Raw genomic sequence first — 19,072 nt, 5'->3', positions numbered from 1 at the left:
CCGCCTTATTGTTTTTGAATCGCTAATGATAATAATTGTCGTTATCTTTCACATTATCATAATGGCAATCATGAAAACGTTTACTTTTAAGCCGTGCCTTCTTGCCGTGCTTATCACCAGCATCTTCAGTTCTTCCGCTTTTGCCGCCAGCGCCGATGACACCCTCGTGGTCAGTGCCTCCGGTGACGGCTCCGCAGCCACCCTGCCGGCTTACACCAACAGCGCCACTAAGTCGGCAGTGCCGGAGAGTAAAACACCGCAGGTGATTAACAGCGTCAGCAGCAGGGAAATTAGCCAGCGCCATGCCAACTCGCTGAATGAGATCCTGCGCTATGCGCCTGGCGTGTCGACAGAAACCCGCGGCTCGACCAGCTATATGAGCGAGTACAAAATTCGTGGTTTCACCGTCGATAACACCTTCTACGACGGCTTGCAGCTGCCGTATAACGTCACCGGTAATACCAAAGCCAATATTGACCCGATTCTGATCGATCACGTGGATATCCTGAAAGGCCCGGCCTCTGTGCTGTACGGCAACGGGTCGCCGGGCGGCCTGGTCAACATTCAGAGTAAAAAACCGCAGCGCGAGCAGCAAACCGAAGTGGGCTTTAATTCGGGTAGCCGCAACCTGCGTGAAGGCTATATCGACAGTACCGGTGCGATTGCCGACAGCGACTGGAGTTACCGCTTTATCGGCAAGGCCAGCGCGGGCGACGATCAGCCACATTCCACTCAATCAGAAAATTATCTGCTGGCCCCTTCCGTGACCTGGCAGCCATCGGATAAAACGCGTCTGACCCTTGATGCCCAGTACCAGGATATCCCAAGCCTGACGCCGTCTAATCCGCTGCCAATTGCTTATCTGCGTTCGGGGCACGCTTCCCGCCGTGATTACTCCGGTGATAACTGGAGCGGCTTTAAGCAGCGCCAGTGGTCCGTTGGCTACAGTTTTGAACATGAGTTTGACAGCGGCTGGGGCTTCGCGCAGAAAGCACGCTACTTCGATGTCGATACCCATCAGCGCAGCATCTACGCCACCGGTAGCATGACGCAGACGGCGGACAGCATTATCCTGCCGCGCTTTGCCTACACCACGGACGAAGACCTGCGCAGCTTTAATATCGATAATCAGCTCACCAAACAGGTAGATATCGGCGACGTTAAAAACCATCTGATGGTCGGTATCGATCACCAGCGTCTGGACTCGCACTTTAACTATCAGTACGCCTCGAACACACCGGATATCGATATGCTGCACCCGGATTACAACCTGGTGTCAGAGTCCGCTCTGGGGTTGTATACCGCGCAGAAAAATCGCCTGAGCTACAATCAGACCGGCTACTACTTCCAGGACCAAATCGAGTTTGACCAGCTTAGCCTGATCGCCGGACTGCGCTATGACGACTACCGTTCAACCAATACCAACTCTCTGAGCAACAACGATAAGAGCTGGGTTGAACAGCATCGTCTGACCAAACGCCTCGGCGCGCTTTACACCTTCGATAACGGTATCGCGCCGTTTATCAGCTACTCCGAAGGTTTCCTGCCCGTGTCGCCAACCGGCAATCTGACCAGCGCCAAACCCACTACCAGCCGCCAGCTGGAAGGCGGTGTGAAATACCTGCTGGCTGACTATGCCACCACCCTGACAGCCTCGGTGTTTACTATCCGCCAGAAAAACGTGCTGACTTCCGATCTCAGCTATCTGAACTATCGCCAGACCGGGGAAGTGGAGTCGAAGGGCGCCGAAGTGTCGCTGAACGCCCGCCCAACCGACAATATCACTATCATCGCCAACTACGCCTATACCCACGCGCTGAATACCAAAGATGATAAATACCAGGGCAAGCGCCCTACCCAGGTGGCCGAGAATGCATTTAACGTTTGGGGGGATTACACCTTCGACAGCAGCGTGCTGCGCGGTCTGACCGTCGGTGGCGGTGCGCGTTATACCGGTCCGATGGAGATTTCGCTGGCCAACGATCAGGGCAAACTGGGCGGCACCACGCTGTTTGATATGGCGCTGTCCTACAATATGGCGGCAGTGGACGCAACGCTGTCGGGCGTCACGCTGAAAGTCAGCGCGCAGAACCTGACCAACAAAGAGACCTTCACCTGCTACGACACCAATAACTGCTGGATCGGCCGCGACCGCACCTGGCAGGCGGGCGTCAGCTACACCTTCTAATCACCGCTTAACGGGCGCTCCTGACGGGCGCCCTTCTATCTTCCCGGGTGCTGAGTCCCGCTCAGCGCCGGCATGACCTCTTTCATCAGCGCCAGAAACATGCGTAAACGCGCCGGGTAGTAGCGCGCGTGCGGATAAACCAGATAAACCGGCAGCGCGGAAGCCTGCCACTCGGGGGCCAGATGCAGCAGCTCACCGCGCGCAATATCCTCTGCCACCACCCACGACGAGGCAATGCCCACCCCCATCCCCGCCAGCGCCGCATTGCGCAGCGCGTACAGGCTGTCGGTCATCAGGCGTGGCTGAATATCAAAACGTTGCGTTTCCCCGCTCTGCTCATGGCTGAGCGTCACGCTGTGGCGATAGAAAATACTCAGCGACAGCCACGGCAGGTCCTGCAGCTGCTGGGGATGGCGCGGCAGCGGCCGCTGTGCCAGCAGCGCCGGGGTGCCGATCACAATACGCGGCACTTCCGCCACCAGCAGGGCCACCACCGACGGATCGGTTACCGGGCCGACGTGCACCGCGCAGTCGATACCCTCGGCAATAAAGTCCGGGCGGCGGTCGCTCAGCATCCAGTCGACGGTCATTTTGGGGTAACGCTGCAGATAGGATTGCAGCGGAGCGATCATCTGGTCCTGACCAAAGGCGTGCGGAGCCAGCACGCGCAGCACGCCCTGCGGCTCCTCGGTGACGCCGCGCAGATCGTCCTCGATCCCCTGCCAGCTCTCCAGCAGCGTTTTCGCATGCGCATAGCAGCGTTCGCCGTCCTCGGTCAGCTTCATGACGTGCGTGGTGCGCTGCACCAGCTTCAGGCCGAGCAGCTTTTCCAGCGCCTGCAGGCGGCGGCTGATGGTCGGCTGGCTGGTTTCCAGACGTGCGGCCGCCGCAGACAGGCTGCCTGCTTCAACGATGCGCACGAAGGTCTGCATCAGTTCTATACGGTCCGTGCCAGCAAGAGAAGATTTGTTCATACGCTCATCGTATAACAGTTTTACTCGCCAGGCGACTACCCAGCGTCACCTGCGCAGCGGACAATAGCGGCATCCACCACTGACTAACAGGCTACACACCATGTCGACCCTCTCCGGCGCATCACTCACTCCTCCACCGCTCAGCGGCCGCACCGTGCTGATGTTAGCCAGCGGCGCGGGCTTTAGCGTGGCATCCATCTATTACAGCCAGCCGATGCTGGCGATTTTATCCGGCGATCTGCACGCCAGCGTCACCGCCAGCGGCCTGGTGCCGACGCTGACGCAGATGGGCTACGCGCTGGGTATCTTACTGCTGGCTCCGCTGGGCGACCGTCACGATCGCCGCACCATCATCACCATCAAGGGCGTGCTACTTACGCTGGCGCTGCTGCTGAGCGCCGCCGCGGGCAACATCATGGTGCTGCTGGCTGCCAGCCTGGCCATTGGTATTACCGCGACCATGGCGCAGGATATTGTTCCGGCCTCGGCCAGCCTGTCACCGGAAGCGCAGCGCGGTAAAACCGTCGGCACGGTGATGACCGGGCTGCTGCTTGGCATTCTGCTGTCGCGCGTGGTGAGCGGGCTGGTCGCGCAGGTTTTTGGCTGGCGCGTGATGTTTATCCTCGCGGCCGCGCTGGTGCTGATGATGACGCTGATTTTATGGCGCCGCCTGCCGCATATCGCCCCGAGCACCAGTCTGGGCTACCCGGCGCTGCTGGCCTCAATGCGCCATCTCTGGCGCCAGCATGGCGAACTGCGCCGCGCCGCGCTGGCGCAGGGGCTGCTGTCGGTTGGATTCAGCGCTTTCTGGTCGACGCTGGCGGTTATGCTGCATAACCACTACGGGCTTGGCAGCGCCACGGCGGGAGCATTTGGCCTCGCCGGCGCTGCCGGTGCGCTGGCGGCTCCGCTGGCCGGCGCCATGGCCGACCGCCGCGGCCCGGCGCTGGTGACGCAGTTCAGCACCGCGCTGGCGACCGTCTCCTTCGCGGCGCTGTTCTTACTGCCGCTGCTGCCGGTACCTGCGCAGCTGGCGCTGATTGTCATCTCCGCCATCGGCTTTGATTTCGGCGTGCAGGCTACGCTGGTATCGCACCAGACGCTGATTTTCGGCCTGGAACCGGCCGCCCGCAGCCGTCTCAATGCGCTGATGTTCACCGGGGTGTTTATCGGCATGGCAATAGGCTCAGCGCTCGGCAGCCTGATGCTGGAAAAAGCGGGCTGGCCTGGCGTGGTGGCGCTGCTGACGCTGGCAGGCGCGGGCAGCTTTATTGTCAGGATGCAGGGACGCGCCGCGCGTTGCCCCACTGCACCATCAGCACCACGCTGAAAATCAGCAGCGCACCCACCCGCTGGCTGGCGTTCAGCGTCTGGTCGAGCAGCGCATAGCCGATGATCAGCGCCACCAGCGGGCTGAGCAACCCCAGCAGCGACATCACCACCGGGGGGTTTGACTCGGCGCCGGCAAACCACAGCCAGTAGGCGCACAGCGAACCGGGGATCGCCACCCAGGCATAGCCAAGCAGATTGGTCAGGGTCAGCGCTGCCGGCAAGGACTCCGTCAGCAGCGAATTCGATATTCTCGCTACCCTGCGCCGCAGCGGCGCGCCCTACGCACTGAACCCGTCGCAGATTGTCAGCGCCCTGATGATCAACAACAGCACGCTAACCAGCCGCCTCGATCGCCTGGAGAAGCACGGCCACCTTATCCGCGTGCCGATTGTTGGCGACCGCCGTTCGGTGCACGTGCAGTTAACCGACAGCGGGTTTCAGCTGATTGATGAGCTGGTGGGCAAGCATGTGGCAAATGAGAGAGCGATGCTGACCGCCCTGAGTGATGATGAGCAGCAGCAGCTGGTGGCGCTGCTGGCAAAGCTGGAACAGCACCTCGCCAGCGAGTAAGAGATCTACGACAGCTGCAGGCTACCGTAGGCCGCAGACCAGTCCTGATCGAAGCGCTGCAGCGCGCTGTCGACCGCCGGATCGAGCAGGAACAGCTCGGCCACGTCGGGATCGACGGTGATCGCCTGGCAGCCCGCCAGCATACAGTCGAGCACCTGGCGCGACGTGCGGAAGCTGGCCGCCAGCACTTTACTGTGCGGGCAGTGCAGCCCGAGCAGGGTTTGCAGCTCCTTCACCAGCGCAACGCCGTCTCCGCCCTGCGCATCGATGCGGTTCACATAGGGTGCGATATAGCTCGCCCCGGCCAGCGCCGCGTAAAACCCCTGTCCGGCACCGTATACTGCCGTGCCCAGGGTCGGGATATTCTGCTGCGTCAGCGCTTTAATCGCCGTCAGCCCCTGATGCGTCACCGGCACTTTCACCACCAGTTCCGGCACCGCTTCGCGCAGCTGCAGCGCCTCATCCACCATCGCCGCGGCATCGTGGGCGATCACCTGAGCAAACAGCGTACTGTCAGCAGGCAGGATTGAGACCAGCTCCTGCAGCACGCTGCTGAGCGGACGCCTGCTGCGTGCCACAATGCTGGGATTGGTGGTGACCCCTTTGATCGGCAGGATCGCCGCCAGGCGTTTCACCACGCCGACGTCAGCGGTATCTAAATAAAATTCCATCACACCCTCCGGGAAGCCAGTTTACCTTTCAAATGAAAGCTATTTTGTTTCACAGCAAGATAAATGAAATCCTGGGGGCTAAATTTGATCGCCATCACGCTTCCACATGCGCAAATTAAATGCGCGAATGGCGATGTATCTCTATGAAAATTAACTGATTAATGGTGTTACATCCACTGCCACCTGCAATAAGTGAAAGCGCGCTTTCATCTGCGGCAGGATTGAGTCACTCAGGCTACGTTTTATGAAAGCTTCAGGCTTTCATCACCGTCACGCCCTGCTGCGTCAGCGCCGTTTCGACGTTCAGCAGCAGGCCCGCATCGGTAATCACCGTGTCGATATCGCTGTGCTTCGCCACGTTATAAGGGAACAGCTTGCCGAATTTCGCCGACTCGGCGATGACAAAGTTCTGCACGCCTTTCTCAATTGCCAGGCGGATATTCTCTGCGCGCATAATATCGCGGCCGGTGAAGCCATAGTTCGGGTGGTAGCCATCAATGCCGATGAATACCTTGTTAAAATTGATGTTATTGATGCACAGATGCGTCAGCGGCCCGACGAGGCACTCGCTGCGTTTTTGCAGCACGCCACCGATCAGCACCACATCCTGATGGCAGTTTTTCAGTTCATTAGCCACATAAACGCAGGGCGTGACCACCGTGACATCCAGCCCGGAGCGGCCAATCTCACGGGCGAAATGCGCATTGCTGCTGCCCGCTTCAATAAACAGCGTATCGCCCTCCTCCAGCAGCGTCAGCGCCCGTTTTGCCATCGCCTCTTTGGTAGTAAAGTTGCTGCTGACGCGTTCGCTGAGGTCGTTCAGCGACACCGCATAACCGTGGGCGCGGCTCAGATAGTGCAGGCTCTCCAGCTCCGCGAGATCTTTACGGATCGTCACCCCGGAAACCCCGGACAGACGCGCCAGCTCGCTGATGCTGACTTTACCTTTCTCTTCTACCCGATCGAGAATGCGCCGCTGTCTCTCTTTCATTTCTGCTCCATGACGTGACAGGATGTTTCAAAATAAAGCGTGATTTTCATATTATGAAAGCCGTTGCGGATTCACAATCTCTTTCCACGGCGTTGTTCGATGCCTCTTTTTTTACTCAGATATTTCTAACCTATCCTCTTTTGCTGCTGATGCCCTGTCAGGGGGATTAAAATCGCTACCGGCGTCAGATAACAGCCTGTGTTGCGGTTGAAAAGGGGAAGCCATCGGCAAAAACGACCTCTTTTTCACTGTATGTTTTTCCCCGATGATAGGCAGGGTTTATCTTCTGTTTATTTCAACCTGGGGCTGGCGTGATGATTAAAATGATTGCTGTGGATATGGACGGCACCTTTCTCGACGATAATAAGCGCTATAACAAGGCGCGATTTTTGCAGCAGTATCAGCAGCTAAAGCAGCGGGGAATCAAGTTTGTGGTGGCCAGCGGCAACCAGTACTACCAGCTGATTAGCTTCTTCCCAGAAATCCGCGATGAGATCGCTTTTATCGCCGAAAATGGGGCGAATATCGTGGATAAGGGTAAAACGCTGTTTTGTGGTGCGCTCAGCGATGCGCATCTGCGGCGCGTGCTGGAAGTGCTGGCGGGCATTCCCTATATCCATGCCGTGGTGTGCGGACCGCGCAGCGCGTACATGCTTGATACCACCCCGCAACCGCTGCTGGCGCTGATGGCTAAGCATTATCATCGCCTTGAACTGCGAGAGAATTTTGCCGCGCTGGATGACACCATCTTTAAGTTCTCCCTGAATCTGAATGACGAGAAGATCCCCGAGCTGATGGCGCATATCGGGGATGCGCTGGAGGGTATCGTCACCCCGGTTTCCAGCGGCTTTGGCTTTGTCGACCTGATCATACCCGGCGTACATAAAGCCCACGGGCTGAAGCTGCTGCAGCGTCAGTGGCAGATTGCCGATGAGGAAGTGGTGGCGGTCGGCGACAGCGGCAATGATATCGAAATGGTGGCCCACGCCGGCTTTGGCTTTGCCATGGATAATGCCCAGCCCGGGGTGAAAAAGGTCGCGGGGTATCACACCGAGAGTAACAATCAGCAAGGTGCGCTCAATGTGATTGAGCGCGTGCTGGCCGGAAGCCATCCGTTTAACCTCTAAAAACGGGCTGACCGAAAAAGAAGGTCCGCCCCTACGAATGCAGTGTGTTGTAGGGGCCGACCATTTTTCCGCTCGCCCCGTGGTGGGCGTGCCCCTTAACGGAACAAATTATCGATTGAGTCCTGCTGCAGCTGCTGGTAAAGGCTGAACTCATCAATCACGGCCACGCCCAGCGCCCGTTCAAATTCCGCCTGGCTGGGGTTGCCGCTGCCCACTGAACTGGCATCGCCGCCCAGATTCGACTGGAAAATCCCTGCCGCACTCACCGGCAAAAAATCCTCGTAGATAATCGGCTCGGCCGTCACCGCGCCACGGGCAATCAGGCTTTCCAGATCTTCGCCCGGCTGCGCGCTGACCTGCTGATTACGCCGGTAGCGATACCACGCCAGCTGCTCGCGCCGTAAGGTTGCGGCATCATCCGGGAAGGCAGCGAACACCGCGCTGAGATGCTGCTGATGGCTGGCGTTATCGCTGTGTTTTTCCGCTGCGGCCTCGCGCAGCAGGCGGTCGTACAGCTCGCGTCCTTTACGGGTTAACGCCACGCCGCGCTGCTCAATCTCGCCAAAGCGCGCCGTATGCGTGCCGGCCGTGCGGTCGCTGAAATCAATCGCCTCGTTCAGGGCTTTAAAACTGGTCTGACGCAGCAGGATCGGGCAGCTGCGCGCTGGCGGTCCTTCTATGGTCTCCTTCGGCGTGATGCCATACTCCGGCATCAGCTGCTGCACGCGGTCAATATCCAGCGTGCGCGGCGTCAGATGGTTGATATGCGGCCCGCGGAAGCAGACCACGTCGGCGATCAGCCGGTGCTGCGCCAGCAGGGTGTTATAGGTGCTGAGATCGACCGAGGCCTGCTGGTGCCAGCGGAACGTTTCCAGCGCCTGGCGCACAAACTCATCGGCATCATCATCCCCCAGCCCGCCCTCCTGCTGCCACTGCGCCAGCAGCTCGCGCAGGCGCGGCGTAAAAATATCGCGCTGTTGCAGGATCTCACTGACCCGCTGGCGCAGCGCGTCATCGCTAATCAGCTCCAGGCGCAGCAGCGAGGTAAACACGCGAAACGGATTGATCTGCAGCGCGCGCTCTTCCACCGGGCGGAACGCGGTGGAGTGCACCGGCACGCCCGCCGCCGACAGGTCGTAATAGCCGACCGCCGACATGCCCATCACCGCAAACACCTGGCGCAGCGTCGCTAACTCCTGCGCGCTGCCGACGCGGATAGCGCCGTGACGCTCCACGCTTAGCCGCTCCACTTCCTGCTGCCACTGCACCGCTGCCAGCTGCTCAGGGTGCTGCTGTAAAACCTGTTGATTCACCTCACGCACCAGCTGCAACAGCGTGCCATATTGAGGAACTTCCGTCTGGTACATCGCCGACATCGCTTTGGAAAAGCGGTCACGAATATGGTCCGCGCTGATAAACCGGTCGCTCATTACTGTTCTCCTGAAAAGTCCCACCCGCAGGATAGTCATGCCGCTGCGAGCTAAGTGATAGTTTCATCACAGAATTTGATCTCATCGGGGGATGAGATAGCTAAATCACAAAAATGAAACACTGTTTTACTTTTACTTGAGCTCTTCGGCGGGCCGCACTACACTCACCTGACATCACGACCCGCTTAATCAGGAGAGACCGGATGAAAATTGCATTGATGATGGAAAACAGCCAGGCCGCGAAGAACGCCATCGTGCTGAATGAACTGCAGCAGGTTGCCGCCCAGCAGGACTTCCCGGTGTATAACGTCGGCATGAGCGATGAGCAGGATCACCACCTGACCTACATCCACCTGGGGATTATGGCCAGCCTGCTACTGAATTCAAAAGCCGTGGATTTTGTCATCGCCGGGTGCGGCACCGGTCAGGGCGCGCTGGTCTCTCTCAATATTCACCCCGGCGTGGTGTGCGGCTACTGCATCGACCCGGCGGATGCCTATTTATTTGCCCAGATCAACAATGGCAATGCGCTGTCGCTGCCGTTCGCTAAAGGTTTTGGCTGGGGCGCGGAGCTGAACCTGCGCTTTATCTTTGAGAAGGCCTTCGCCGGTGCCAAAGGTCAGGGTTACCCACCGGAGCGCAAAGAGCCACAGGTGCGCAACGCCGGGATCCTCAACCAGGTGAAGGCCGCGGTGATCAAAGATAACTATCTCGATACGCTGCGCGCCATTGACCCGGAGCTGGTGAAAACGGCGATTTCCGGGGAACGCTTCCAGCACTGCTTCTTTGAACACTGTCAGGAGAGCAGCATCCGTGATTTTGTGCAGGAACGTCTGCGTTAGAGAGAGAAGCGGACCAGAACGGTCCGCTCATGGTTTGGCGAGGTTAGCGCCTGCGCAGGCGCAGCAGCGCGAAGAGGAGCAGCAGGACCAGCACCACGCCTCCGGCAATCAGCCAGTTCATGTAACGCACAATCAGCGGCGCTTGCCCGCCCTGACGCAGCTGGGCCACCTCATCGGCCGTTAACTCATCATTAATTCCGGCAAAGTGGCTGCGCACATAGCGGGTGACCGAGGCAATCTGCGCGTTGTTCAGCTCGGTAGCAAACGCTGGCATGCCCACGTCCGCATCGCGGCTTTTACGATGAATGCCGTCAACGATGGTCATCACCAGGTTGTTCGGCGTGGCGGCGGAGACCGCGCTGTTGTGGGTCAGCGACGGGTAGAAGTTATCCTTCGTGCCCTCGCCCGTCCGGCCATGGCAGCTGGAACAGGCGCCGCTGTATAGCACCGCACCGTCGGTGGTGGCGCTGTCCGCCAGCGAAGCCTGGTCGCCCTGCCCGCTAATCACCGCGTTGATATCGGTTGCAGCCGGTTTATCAGCGGTGACCGCCAGCGGGCTTTGCTGCGCGGGGACCTGTTTGATCCACGCGGCAATTGCCTGCAAATCGTTATCCGGCAGGTACTGGAAGCTGTGCTCCACCGCTTCGCCCATCGCACCCGCCGCCTGCGCTTTGCCCTCAAGGTGGCCGGTTTTCAGATAGGTGACAATATCCTGCTGGCTCCAGTCGCCAATCCCTGATTTATCCGGCGTAATATTGGGGGCGTACCAGCCACCCAGCGGGCTGCCCGCCAGATAGCGGCTGCTCTCTTCCGCCATCATTAGGTTGCGCGGGGTATGGCAGGTGCTGCAGTGGGCCAGCACGTCGACCAGATATTTACCGCGATTGAGCTGCGCGCTGAGATCGGCCCGCGGTTTAAAAGGCTTATCGTCGCGGTACAGCAGGTTCCAGCCCCACATGATCTGGCGAATATTGAACGGGAACGCCAGTTGAGTTTTCTCCGCCGGAGCCTGCTCGACCGGCTTTACGTCGTGCATCAGGTAGGCGTACAGCGCGCGGATATCCTCATCGGTCATCCCCTGATAGGCGGTGTACGGCATCGCCGGGTAGAGATTACTGCCGTCGGCGGCCACCCCTTTGCGCAGCGCGTCGGCGAACTGCTGTTCCGTGTAGTTGCCGATGCCGAACTGCTTCGACGGGGTGATATTGCTGGCAATAATGCGCCCCATCGGCGAGTCGATGGCGTAGCCCCCGGCAAACGGCGCGCCGTTCTCAGCGGTCTGACGGTGGCAGGCGCCGCAGTCGGCGGCGACGGCCACGTACTTACCGCGGGCAATCAGCGCCGGGTCAGGCTGTGCATCAGCCGCCGCCGCGCTGAAAGCGCAGGTCAGCAGCAGAGTAGTCAGAAGCGTTTTCATCATCAGATCTCCCTCTCAATGATTTCCGCCATGCGGATACTCAGCGCCACGCCGGTCAGCGTGGGGTTGATGACTCCGGAAGCCGGAATAACGCCCGTCGTCGCAAGGAACAGATTGCTGTGATCCCAGCTGCGGCATTCGTGATTGACCACCGAATCTTTCGGGTCAGCGCCCATGATCACCGTGCCCATCAGGTGGTCGCGGTTCTGCCAGCCGGTGTTGTCCTCCACCACTTCTCCGCCCATCAGGCTGACGAAGCGGCGATAGTCGGCATCTACCACGTTTTTCGCCGCCTTGACGTAATCATCCACCTCGTAATGCACCGTCAGCATCGGGATGCCGAGGGCATCTTTGCGCGTGCTGCTCGGGCGCACGGTGTTGGTGGCGTGCGGCAGGATCTCAAATACCGTGGAGATATCCACCCAGCGTGCGGCCTGGTGACGGATCTGCTCGTCGAGCGCCTTACCGATGACCCCTTTGGCGATCAGCCGCTGCGCCACCGCCATATTCGGCACGTTGTTCGACATGGCGTGTTTGATGGCGGCGTGTTTTTTGCGGAAGTCGCCGTCGCGATAGTTGAAGATGCCGCCCTGCTGCACCGCTCCCCGGCCGGGCCACAGCGGCTCATCGGCAAGGAACTGCAGCCCCATGCCGGTGTGGTCCATCAGGTTACGCCCAACCTGATCGGAACTGTTGGCGACATCCGAGATCAGCAGCAGCTTGGGCGTTTCCAGCCCGTGTGCGGCAACGATAAAATATTTCGCCGTCAGGCGCGTATCGACACCTTTTGAACTGCGTACGTGCACCGCCACAATCTTACCGTCGGCGCCTTTTTCCAGCTTCCACGCGGTGGAGTCGGTCAGCAGGCGCGCCCCGGCATCTTCCGCGTGCTGCGCGTGCTTGTCGCCGCTGTACATCGAGCCAATCGGGCACACCGGCATGCAGTTGTTGTTGCCGCTGCACGCCGGGCGACCGTCATAAGGACGGGTGGCGCGGCCATTAGGCTCATGGATAAAGTTGTACCCGGCCGGGTTGAGGCGGCTTTTCAGGCGCTGGAAAATATAGGTTTCGCCTTCCGGCTCCATTGGGTACGGTTTTGAGCGCGGCGGGAAGGCGCTGCCGCCCTGGCCGCTCTGGTCGTCCGTATCGCTGCCGCACACGCCGAGCGCCTCTTCCGCCTTCTGGTAATACGGCTCCAGTTCGCTGTACTCCATCGGCCAGTCGCGACCGACGCCGTAAAGAGTTTTCAGCTTCATATCATTCGGCAGATAGCGCCAGCAGGCTGCCGCCCAGTGCCAGGTCGTGCCGCCCACCAGCTTCAGCATGCCGGGGCGAAAGTCGAACGAACCGGTATTTTCAATATACTGTTCGTCGTAAGATTGATGCGCCCAGGGCTCGTTCGGGTACGGCGAGTTATAGTTGCCTTTTTTTGGCGAATTACGGAAGTTTTCGACGATTTTCCAGCGCGGGATCTTCTCTCCGGCTTCCAGAATAATCACCGATTTGCCCATGCGGGCCAGCGTAGTGGCGGCATTACTGCCCAGCGCGCCGGAACCGACGACAATCACATCGGCATCGTATTGTTGGCTCATAGTGGTGCTCGCATTAAAAGAGAAAGAGTTAATCGTTTTTTATTGTTGCTGGCGGCTGGGTCCAGTAATTGGTATGACCACGGGAATACGTCGGGATGACGGTGGCATCCAGCGTCGGGGCATACATCAGCGCATCGGTGTAGGTGACAAAACGGGTATTATCAACGGCACGCAGCGCAACTGGCGTACCGGTGTAGCCGAGATACCAGGCTGAGATAATGGTTTTGATCGTGTCACCGCTGGCCCCCTGCATCAGCGCATGACCGTTAAGCTGGTCCGCTTGAGTGATGCCCGCGCTCTGCAACGCGCTGCTCAGCTGCTGAAGATGGGCTGGAAATTGCGCATCTTCCGCCGCCAGGCAGTGCAGTGCGCGCTCTGAAACCAGCGGGCTAAGCTGCGTGCGCCCGGTTAATAACAGCGAGATACGGTAAAAAATATGGCTGTCGCTCGAAGCGGCAGGCGCGGCGCCCCAGGAGAGGGACGGGTTGAGTACCGCCATGCCCAGCAGCGCCGCACCGGAAGTGATGAGTGTCCTGCGTGTTAACATAAATGGATGCCTGGTTTGAAAAATTGTGACCAGTTTCACACTACGCAGGCGGATTTGTAAATGGATTGTAAATTAGGGCAATAGTTAAGCGTGGCTGATACTCCAGTCTAATTTCAGCCCGCGGCTGATTGCAGGCTGAGGCAGCTTAAAACATCATCGCGAGGAGTAAATATGACCTATCCACGAGTGGGCGTTGGCGTCCTGATATTCCGCAATGGCCTGCTGTTACTGGGGAAACGCAGCGGCAGCCACGGTGCCGGCGACTGGTCAGCCCCCGGCGGGCATCTGGAGTATGGCGAGACGCCGCAGCAGTGCGCCGCGCGGGAGGTAGCCGAAGAAACCGGATTAACCTTAGGGAAATGCATTAATGGTCCCTTTACAAATGACTTTTTCAGCCGTGAGCAGAAACATTACGTCACGATTTTTATGCTTAATTACGACGCCGAAGGCACGCCGCAGCGCCTGGAACCGGAAAAATGTGAAGGCTGGCAGTGGTTTGACGTAGGCGCTCTGCCGCAGCCGCTGTTCGCCCCGCTGCAATCACTGCTGGCAGAAACCGATCTCAACGCGCTGAGCGAGGGCGACCCTACGAAAGCGAGGAAATGAAAATAGCGCCGGTGATAATCTGATGAAAAATCAGCCACACCCCGTAGCAACTCGTCGGGCAAAGCTTTACATTGGTTTATCCCCATTCTGCCGATGAGAACGCGATGAACCCTCTTGCCCCGCTGCTTAACCTCACTACCCACCCGATTGACGATGCTGACTATATCGCCCACTGCCAGCAGCAATTGGCCAGGGACGGCGCGCTGGTGCTGCGCGGTTTTCTGACTGCGGATGCGCTGGCCGCGATTAAGCAGGAAGGCGATGAAAATCAGCAGCTGGCGTTCTACGCTGCCAGCCAGCACAACGTCTATCTGCAAAAGCCCGATGCGCACTATGCTGACAACCACCCGCGCAACCGTCAGGTGGTCTCGTCGAAAGGCTGCATCACCGATGAAGAGATCCCGGCTGATTCCCCGCTGCGTACCCTGTACGACTCGGCGGTGTTTAAGGCCTTTCTCTGCGGGGTATTGCAGGAACAGCAGCTCTATCCTTATGCCGACACGCTCTCCTCTATCAACCTGCACTACGCGCATACCGGGCAGGAACTGGGCTGGCACTTTGATAACTCCTCATTTGCTATTACTTTGCTGATCCAGAAACCCGAGGCGGGCGGCGTGTTTGAGTACGTCAGCCATTTGCGTGATGCGGAAGCGGGTGAAATGAATTTTGCCGGGGTGGCCGAAGTGCTGGACGGGGAACGTGCGGTACAGCAGCTGGCGATTGAACCGGGGGATTTAGTGCTGTTCCGCGGGCGTAATGCGCTGCATCGCGTCTCACCAACGGAAGGCGATACCACGCGCATGCTGGTGGTGCTGGCTTACAATGCCCAGCCGGATATTGCGCTGTCGGAAAGCGCCCGCATGACCTTCTACGGGCGCCTGTAACCTTAGCCGATCAGGGCATCCCAACCGCGCTGGAAGATCTGGCGGGTGCGCAGTGCCGTTAGCGCTCGCCAGTCTTCATCCGCCGGATAGAACCCCTCAAACAGCTGCTTTTTCAGCGCGATGCCCTGCTCGCTAAGCGGCTCGCCGTAAAGATACAGCCAGTGATCGTCGCGCACCCGGCGATGCATCTCCCGCCCTTCGTAGGTGCCGCACTCTACTACCAGCTGCAGCAGTTCGGTGTCCGGTAACTGGTCGAGCATAAACTGTGACAGATAGCCGGTTGCCGTCGCGGTGACCCCGGTTTCGCTGTCGCGGTTGTCACCGGTCAGGATCACCGTCAGCCACTCGCCGAACAGCTGCTTAGCCTGCTCCAGCGCCGCATAAGGGCGCTCGGCAATGGCTAACAGCATCGGATGGCCGTAAGCCCCCGCGCCGGTATGCAGATCGAAGCTGATAATCCGCCGCGCCATTTGCAGATGATTCGCAATAATCTGACGCAGCGTGCGCTGCGACCAGCTGGGCTCGCAGCCACCGTAGAAAATGCCGTCGGCAAACTGATACTGGCCGGCTTCGACAATCCGCTTTACGCCGCTCCAGCCCATCTCGGCACACTTCTGCGCCATCTGCATATCGGCGGCAGCGCGCTCGGGGCCATCAATATCCTGACAGCGATAAATGCTGTGCAGCGGCGGGTACGCCAGGTTTTGCGGAATAGCCGCGCTGAAATCGATAAAGTTGCGGTTCAGGTCAGCATTATCTTCATTGACGCGGCGCAGGTGCGCGGTGCCCCAGGGATTGATCAGATGCACCATCACCAGCGCCACGTGCGGCGGCAGCGAACTGCCGTCGAGCGCATCGAGCCAGGCGATCTGGCTGTCAGAGCCATAATACCCTTCAACGCCGTGCGTGCCGGAAACCACCAGCATTACCTGCGGCGCATCGGCCCGGCCAATCACCGCCACCTCGGTTGAGAGTGCCTCGCCCTGCGGTCCTGCCAGCGGGTGCGGATAGCCAGTGATTGCCCCGCCCAGCCGCCCAACGGCCGCCAGGAAGCGCGCCCGCTGCTGGCGATAATCGGGCAGTGTTATCTGCGTCATGGTCTACTCCGGGCGGTGGTAAACATCAAAGCTGAAGTACTTTTTCGACAGCTGGTCGTAGGTGCCGTTTTTATGCAGCTCGGCCATCGCCGCGTTAATTTTGGCAATGCGCGCAGTGTCATCTTTACGCAGCCCAATCCCCACGCCTTCACCGAAGTATTTCGGGTCATACAGCGGTTTACCGGCAATGTGATAATCGGCACCCTGAGGGGTTTTCAGAAAGCCCGATTCGGCGGATGCCGCGCTGGTAAAGGTGGAGTCGAGACGCCCCGAAGCGAGATCCGGATAAATCTCGGACTGGTTGGGGTAGCTAATCACTTCCACGCCCTGGCTGCCCCACATCGCTTTCGCGTAGCCTTCCTGGGTAGTGCCCTGCGCCACGCCGACGGTTTTGCCCTTCAGCGATGCCAGCTCCGGCAGCAGCTTACTCTCTTTACGCGTCAGCAGTGCGCTCGGCGTGTTGTAGAGCATATCGGTGAAGGCCACCTGCTGGCGGCGCTTTTCGGTCATCGCCATGGCCGAGAGAATTGCGTCAAATTTACGCGCCTGCAGCGCCGGGATGATGCCGTCATAGCCGGTCTGCACCCAGACGCATTTCACCTGCATCTGCTGGCAGATAGCGTTACCCATATCGATATCAAAACCCTGCAGCGAGCCATCAGGCGCTTTAGATTCAAACGGTGGGAAAGTCGGATCGACGCCGAAGCGCAGCTCTTCAGCGGCAAATGCCGAAGCGCTAAACCCCGCCAACAGTGCCAGCGCGGTTAAAGTCAGTTTTTTCATGCCACGATCTCCGGGAGCTTTATAGGGTTAAGCACCAGTAATAGCATGATTTCACATCAAGAAATAAAGCATTTGTCTTATGAAAGCGCGGCCGTTTATAAGCCACTTTTATGATGCGCGGGGAAATTAAACGGGGCGACAGCGTGCCGCCCCGGGGTCATTACAGCTGTGGATACATCTCAAGCAGGCGGCGCGTCACGCCATTGGTCCAGCCGAAGCCATCCTGCAGCGGATACTCACCGCCGCCGCCCAGCAGCGCGGCATCACCGCTGATGTTGTACTTCTCCACCATCTTATGGTGCTGGTCATAGGTCGCACCGACGGTTTTCAGCCAGCGGCTGGCAATCTCCTGCGCCAGCAGCTCTTCGCCGTAGCTGTTGAAGCCTTTCACCGCCAGCCACTGCAGCGGCGCCCAGCCGTTCGGGCTGTCCCACTGCTCGCCGGTCACTTCCATGCTGCACAGCATGCCGCCCGGAGCCAGCAGATAATTCCGCACCGCTTTCGAGGTGCGCGTCGCCTGATCCAGGCTCGACATGCCGACATACACCGGGGTTACCGCAGCGGCAGAGAACGACGCCTTTTCGCCATCGCGCCAGTTATAGTCACGATACAGGCCGGTATCCTCTTCCCACAGATACTTATCAACGATTTCACGGCGCGTCAGCGCCAGCTGCTGATAGCGATCCGCAGTCGCCTGGTCGCCTTTGCTGGCCGACAGGCGCGCAATGGTGGTTTCCAGCTTGTAGAGGAACGCATTCAGATCGATCGGCACAATGCTGGTGGTCTGGATACTCTCCAGACGGCCAGGCTCGCTCAGCCAGCGCGAGGTATAGTCCCAGCCGGAAGCCGCCCCGGCACGCAGGTCGCGGTAGACTTCGCTCGCCGGGCGTGACGACTGGCGGGCCGTCTCTACATCCTCATACCAGGATTCGTCGCGCGGCGTGTCGCGGTCATCCCAGTAGCGGTTCAGCACCGAGCCGTCCGGCAGCATCACCACGTGGCGATAGGCCTGATTCGGCTGCAGGTTTTCCTGCCCGTCCATCCAGAACGCATATTCGCTTTTCAGCTGCGGCAGATAGTGCGCCGCTTCATGCACGTCGTTCTTCTCAAACAGCTCGACCATCATGGCGAACACCGGCGGCTGCGAGCGGCTGAGATAATAGGTCCGGTTGCCGTTAGGAATATGGCCGTACTTGTCGATCATCCACGCAAAGTTATCAGCCATATTGCGCATCAGATCGCAGCGCCCTGCCGCCGCAAAGCCCAGCATGCTGAAGTATGAGTCCCAATAGTAGGTCTCACTAAAGCGACCACCCGGCACCACATAGGGTTTTGGCAGCGGCAGCAGGGAGGAGAACTCACTGTGCTTCTGCGGCTGACGGGTGAGTACCGGCCACAGCGCATCAATGTGCTGCGCCATGGTGTTGGTGGGGTCAGACACATAGCGGCTGTCATAAGTCCCCGGCAGATCGAAATTCTCCAGCACAAACTTCCGCAGGTCGAACTGCTGCTGCTCGCGTTCCAGATAATAGCGATACAGGATGCGCTCCGGTTCAATCTTCGGCGCACAGTCGGCAAAGGTTTTGCTGTCGGGGAAAATACGCGACATCTGCACCGCCTCGAACAGATCCTGATAACGGTCTGACGGGGTGAGGATGTCCGGGGCGGGCAGCCCACGAATCGGCTCCGGCTGCGGTTCAACCCCCGCCTCTGGACCCGACTCATAATCATCATACCAGGCTTCATATTCAGTATGGTTATTGTCAATCAGCGTTTCGTTTTGGTTGAAAGTGATAAGAACCTCCTGATGCCGAAAAAGTCCGACAAAGTCGCTTGGTGAATAAGCAACCTATTATAGTACCGCAGTCTCGCGACGCAACCCGATGTTTCTATTACTCTTAATGAAGAGATATTTCAAAAAATAAACAGAAGGCGAATTTCCCTTAATTTATTGACAGCCAGGGGAAGTATTACGGGAAAATAAACATAAACTGACAATGTTAATCGTAGTGTTAATTTCA

General features: G+C 58.8%; 18 protein-coding genes. 7 read left to right on the top strand and 11 right to left on the bottom strand.

The features are described 5' to 3' along the window. The first annotated feature begins 70 nt into the window (after window positions 1–70). Complete coding sequence (locus QLG07_RS03340; protein ID WP_282468472.1) at window positions 71–2,188, top strand: TonB-dependent siderophore receptor; 2,118 nt, start codon at window positions 71–73, stop codon at window positions 2,186–2,188. Window positions 2,189–2,223: 35 nt separating this feature from the next. Here QLG07_RS03340 and QLG07_RS03335 read toward each other — a convergent pair whose 3' ends face one another. Then, entirely contained in the window at window positions 2,224–3,162 is a 939-nt protein-coding gene (locus tag QLG07_RS03335) for a LysR family transcriptional regulator (protein ID WP_048917483.1), read from the bottom strand. 100 nt (window positions 3,163–3,262) lie between these two features. Here QLG07_RS03335 and QLG07_RS03330 point away from each other — a divergent pair, with 100 nt between their 5' ends. Further along, window positions 3,263–4,492: an MFS transporter gene (locus tag QLG07_RS03330; protein WP_282468471.1), complete on the top strand. Its 1,230-nt coding sequence runs from the start codon at window positions 3,263–3,265 to the stop codon at window positions 4,490–4,492. On the opposite strand, the gene QLG07_RS03325 is transcribed toward QLG07_RS03330, so the two are convergent. Beyond that, a complete protein-coding gene (locus tag QLG07_RS03325) occupies window positions 4,437–4,715 on the bottom strand; it encodes an EamA family transporter (RefSeq protein ID WP_282468470.1) in 279 nt (92 codons plus the stop codon). The two genes, QLG07_RS03330 and QLG07_RS03325, sit on opposite strands and share 56 nt — an antisense overlap. On the opposite strand from QLG07_RS03325, the gene QLG07_RS03320 reads away from it, so the two are divergent. Further along, on the top strand, window positions 4,690–5,064 hold the full coding sequence (locus tag QLG07_RS03320) for a MarR family transcriptional regulator (protein ID WP_282468469.1): 375 nt from the start codon (window positions 4,690–4,692) through the stop codon (window positions 5,062–5,064). The genes QLG07_RS03325 and QLG07_RS03320 overlap by 26 nt on opposite strands. 5 nt (window positions 5,065–5,069) lie before the next feature. Here the strand turns inward: QLG07_RS03320 and fsa are convergent, their stop codons facing one another. Together fsa and QLG07_RS03310 are read right to left on the bottom strand one after the other, a co-directional pair. After that, a complete protein-coding gene (fsa, locus tag QLG07_RS03315) occupies window positions 5,070–5,735 on the bottom strand; it encodes a fructose-6-phosphate aldolase (protein WP_282468468.1) in 666 nt (221 codons plus the stop codon). A 253-nt stretch (window positions 5,736–5,988) separates the two neighbouring features. After that, window positions 5,989–6,726 carry a DeoR/GlpR family DNA-binding transcription regulator gene (locus QLG07_RS03310; RefSeq protein ID WP_048917487.1) on the bottom strand — a complete coding sequence of 246 codons (738 nt, stop codon included), beginning with the start codon at window positions 6,724–6,726 and terminating at the stop codon, window positions 5,989–5,991. A gap of 314 nt (window positions 6,727–7,040) precedes the next feature. On the opposite strand from QLG07_RS03310, the gene QLG07_RS03305 reads away from it, so the two are divergent. After that, the gene (locus QLG07_RS03305) at window positions 7,041–7,853 is read left to right on the top strand and encodes a Cof-type HAD-IIB family hydrolase (protein ID WP_282468504.1); all 813 of its coding nucleotides are present in this window, start codon (window positions 7,041–7,043) and stop codon (window positions 7,851–7,853) included. Window positions 7,854–7,948: 95 nt separating this feature from the next. Here QLG07_RS03305 and QLG07_RS03300 read toward each other — a convergent pair whose 3' ends face one another. Further along, window positions 7,949–9,283 carry a VOC family protein gene (locus QLG07_RS03300; RefSeq protein ID WP_282468467.1) on the bottom strand — a complete coding sequence of 445 codons (1,335 nt, stop codon included), beginning with the start codon at window positions 9,281–9,283 and terminating at the stop codon, window positions 7,949–7,951. Between the two features lie 203 nt (window positions 9,284–9,486). Between QLG07_RS03300 and QLG07_RS03295 the strand changes: the two genes are divergently transcribed. Then, the gene (locus QLG07_RS03295; protein ID WP_282468466.1) at window positions 9,487–10,125 is read left to right on the top strand and encodes an RpiB/LacA/LacB family sugar-phosphate isomerase; all 639 of its coding nucleotides are present in this window, start codon (window positions 9,487–9,489) and stop codon (window positions 10,123–10,125) included. A gap of 43 nt (window positions 10,126–10,168) precedes the next feature. Here QLG07_RS03295 and QLG07_RS03290 read toward each other — a convergent pair whose 3' ends face one another. The 3 genes from QLG07_RS03290 to QLG07_RS03280 are packed head-to-tail and all read right to left on the bottom strand — an operon-like array spanning window position 10,169 to window position 13,681. After that, window positions 10,169–11,545 carry a c-type cytochrome gene (locus tag QLG07_RS03290; protein WP_282468465.1) on the bottom strand — a complete coding sequence of 459 codons (1,377 nt, stop codon included), beginning with the start codon at window positions 11,543–11,545 and terminating at the stop codon, window positions 10,169–10,171. After that, window positions 11,545–13,134: a GMC family oxidoreductase gene (locus tag QLG07_RS03285; RefSeq protein ID WP_282468464.1), complete on the bottom strand. Its 1,590-nt coding sequence runs from the start codon at window positions 13,132–13,134 to the stop codon at window positions 11,545–11,547. The genes QLG07_RS03290 and QLG07_RS03285 overlap by 1 nt, the downstream gene beginning before the upstream one ends. A gap of 28 nt (window positions 13,135–13,162) precedes the next feature. Beyond that, on the bottom strand, window positions 13,163–13,681 hold the full coding sequence (locus tag QLG07_RS03280) for a sugar dehydrogenase complex small subunit (RefSeq protein ID WP_282468463.1): 519 nt from the start codon (window positions 13,679–13,681) through the stop codon (window positions 13,163–13,165). Window positions 13,682–13,852: 171 nt separating this feature from the next. Between QLG07_RS03280 and QLG07_RS03275 the strand changes: the two genes are divergently transcribed. Beyond that, complete coding sequence (locus tag QLG07_RS03275) at window positions 13,853–14,287, top strand: NUDIX hydrolase (RefSeq protein ID WP_282468462.1); 435 nt, start codon at window positions 13,853–13,855, stop codon at window positions 14,285–14,287. A 104-nt stretch (window positions 14,288–14,391) separates the two neighbouring features. Next, complete coding sequence (locus QLG07_RS03270; RefSeq protein WP_282468461.1) at window positions 14,392–15,171, top strand: phytanoyl-CoA dioxygenase family protein; 780 nt, start codon at window positions 14,392–14,394, stop codon at window positions 15,169–15,171. Window positions 15,172–15,173: 2 nt separating this feature from the next. Here the strand turns inward: QLG07_RS03270 and QLG07_RS03265 are convergent, their stop codons facing one another. The 3 genes from QLG07_RS03265 to treF form a co-directional block, all read right to left on the bottom strand. After that, entirely contained in the window at window positions 15,174–16,259 is a 1,086-nt protein-coding gene (locus QLG07_RS03265) for a DUF2817 domain-containing protein (RefSeq protein WP_282468503.1), read from the bottom strand. A 12-nt stretch (window positions 16,260–16,271) separates the two neighbouring features. Continuing rightward, complete coding sequence (locus tag QLG07_RS03260; protein ID WP_133624935.1) at window positions 16,272–17,051, bottom strand: ABC transporter substrate-binding protein; 780 nt, start codon at window positions 17,049–17,051, stop codon at window positions 16,272–16,274. A 160-nt stretch (window positions 17,052–17,211) separates the two neighbouring features. Beyond that, a complete protein-coding gene (gene treF, locus QLG07_RS03255; protein WP_282468502.1) occupies window positions 17,212–18,846 on the bottom strand; it encodes an alpha,alpha-trehalase TreF in 1,635 nt (544 codons plus the stop codon). Window positions 18,847–19,072 lie beyond the last annotated feature (226 nt).

The sequence above is a fragment of the Erwinia sp. V90_4 genome, from assembly GCF_029967685.1.
Lineage (GTDB): Bacteria > Pseudomonadota > Gammaproteobacteria > Enterobacterales > Enterobacteriaceae > Erwinia > Erwinia aphidicola.
This window is presented reverse-complemented; position numbering and strand designations above follow the sequence as displayed.

Coding starts and splice junctions, on each gene's coding strand:
- QLG07_RS03330 (WP_282468471.1), top strand. CDS start 3,263: ATGTCGACCCTCTCCGGCGCATCACTCACTCCTCCACCGCTCAGCGGC.
- QLG07_RS03285 (WP_282468464.1), bottom strand. CDS start 13,134: ATGAGCCAACAATACGATGCCGATGTGATTGTCGTCGGTTCCGGCGCG.
- QLG07_RS03270 (WP_282468461.1), top strand. CDS start 14,392: ATGAACCCTCTTGCCCCGCTGCTTAACCTCACTACCCACCCGATTGAC.
- fsa (WP_282468468.1), bottom strand. CDS start 5,735: ATGGAATTTTATTTAGATACCGCTGACGTCGGCGTGGTGAAACGCCTG.
- QLG07_RS03335 (WP_048917483.1), bottom strand. CDS start 3,162: ATGAACAAATCTTCTCTTGCTGGCACGGACCGTATAGAACTGATGCAG.
- QLG07_RS03280 (WP_282468463.1), bottom strand. CDS start 13,681: ATGTTAACACGCAGGACACTCATCACTTCCGGTGCGGCGCTGCTGGGC.
- QLG07_RS03260 (WP_133624935.1), bottom strand. CDS start 17,051: ATGAAAAAACTGACTTTAACCGCGCTGGCACTGTTGGCGGGGTTTAGC.
- QLG07_RS03295 (WP_282468466.1), top strand. CDS start 9,487: ATGAAAATTGCATTGATGATGGAAAACAGCCAGGCCGCGAAGAACGCC.
- QLG07_RS03290 (WP_282468465.1), bottom strand. CDS start 11,545: ATGATGAAAACGCTTCTGACTACTCTGCTGCTGACCTGCGCTTTCAGC.
- QLG07_RS03305 (WP_282468504.1), top strand. CDS start 7,041: ATGATTAAAATGATTGCTGTGGATATGGACGGCACCTTTCTCGACGAT.
- QLG07_RS03340 (WP_282468472.1), top strand. CDS start 71: ATGAAAACGTTTACTTTTAAGCCGTGCCTTCTTGCCGTGCTTATCACC.
- QLG07_RS03310 (WP_048917487.1), bottom strand. CDS start 6,726: ATGAAAGAGAGACAGCGGCGCATTCTCGATCGGGTAGAAGAGAAAGGT.
- QLG07_RS03300 (WP_282468467.1), bottom strand. CDS start 9,283: ATGAGCGACCGGTTTATCAGCGCGGACCATATTCGTGACCGCTTTTCC.
- QLG07_RS03275 (WP_282468462.1), top strand. CDS start 13,853: ATGACCTATCCACGAGTGGGCGTTGGCGTCCTGATATTCCGCAATGGC.